Source organism: Pseudomonas sp. NFACC45, from assembly GCF_900113505.1.
In the GTDB taxonomy this organism is placed as follows: domain Bacteria; phylum Pseudomonadota; class Gammaproteobacteria; order Pseudomonadales; family Pseudomonadaceae; genus Aquipseudomonas; species Aquipseudomonas tehranensis.
Window position 1 is genome coordinate 1 of record NZ_FOPO01000028.1, and the last position, 1,586, is coordinate 1,586.

1 rRNA gene is annotated in these 1,586 nt (G+C 50.8%); it reads left to right on the forward strand.

The features are described from left to right. Positions 1-62: 62 nt before the first annotated feature. Positions 63-1,586 (forward strand): 23S ribosomal RNA (locus BM132_RS27660); the annotation flags it as partial.

Consider the following 1,586-nt stretch of genomic DNA (forward strand, 5'->3'; position numbering starts at 1 on the left):
GAGCATGCGAATTTTCGGCGAATGTCGTCTTCACAGTATAACCAGATTGCTTGGGGTTATATGGTCAAGTGAAGAAGCGCATACGGTGGATGCCTTGGCAGTCAGAGGCGATGAAAGACGTGGTAGCCTGCGAAAAGCTTCGGGGAGTCGGCAAACAGACTTTGATCCGGAGATGTCTGAATGGGGGAACCCAGCCATCATAAGATGGTTATCTTGTACTGAATACATAGGTGCAAGAGGCGAACCAGGGGAACTGAAACATCTAAGTACCCTGAGGAAAAGAAATCAACCGAGATTCCCTTAGTAGTGGCGAGCGAACGGGGACTAGCCCTTAAGTGGCTTTGAGATTAGCGGAACGCTCTGGAAAGGGCGGCCATAGTGGGTGATAGCCCTGTACGCGAAAATCTCTTAGTCATGAAATCGAGTAGGACGGAGCACGAGAAACTTTGTCTGAATATGGGGGGACCATCCTCCAAGGCTAAATACTACTGACTGACCGATAGTGAACTAGTACCGTGAGGGAAAGGCGAAAAGAACCCCGGAGAGGGGAGTGAAATAGATCCTGAAACCGTATGCGTACAAGCAGTGGGAGCCCACTTTGTTGGGTGACTGCGTACCTTTTGTATAATGGGTCAGCGACTTATTTTCAGTGGCGAGCTTAACCGAATAGGGGAGGCGTAGCGAAAGCGAGTCTTAATAGGGCGTCTAGTCGCTGGGAATAGACCCGAAACCGGGCGATCTATCCATGGGCAGGTTGAAGGTTGGGTAACACTAACTGGAGGACCGAACCGACTACCGTTGAAAAGTTAGCGGATGACCTGTGGATCGGAGTGAAAGGCTAATCAAGCTCGGAGATAGCTGGTTCTCCTCGAAAGCTATTTAGGTAGCGCCTCATGTATCACTGTAGGGGGTAGAGCACTGTTTCGGCTAGGGGGTCATCCCGACTTACCAAACCGATGCAAACTCCGAATACCTACAAGTGCCGAGCATGGGAGACACACGGCGGGTGCTAACGTCCGTCGTGAAAAGGGAAACAACCCAGACCGTCAGCTAAGGTCCCAAAGTTATGGTTAAGTGGGAAACGATGTGGGAAGGCTTAGACAGCTAGGAGGTTGGCTTAGAAGCAGCCACCCTTTAAAGAAAGCGTAATAGCTCACTAGTCGAGTCGGCCTGCGCGGAAGATGTAACGGGGCTCAAACCATACACCGAAGCTACGGGTATCACTTAGGTGATGCGGTAGAGGAGCGTTCTGTAAGCCTGTGAAGGTGAGTTGAGAAGCTTGCTGGAGGTATCAGAAGTGCGAATGCTGACATGAGTAACGACAATGGGTGTGAAAAACACCCACGCCGAAAGACCAAGGTTTCCTGCGCAACGTTAATCGACGCAGGGTTAGTCGGTCCCTAAGGCGAGGCTGAAAAGCGTAGTCGATGGAAAACAGGTTAATATTCCTGTACTTCTGGTTATTGCGATGGAGGGACGGAGAAGGCTAGGCCAGCTTGGCGTTGGTTGTCCAAGTTTAAGGTGGTAGGCTGAGATCTTAGGTAAATCCGGGATCTTAAGGCCGAGAGCTGATGACGAGTTACCCT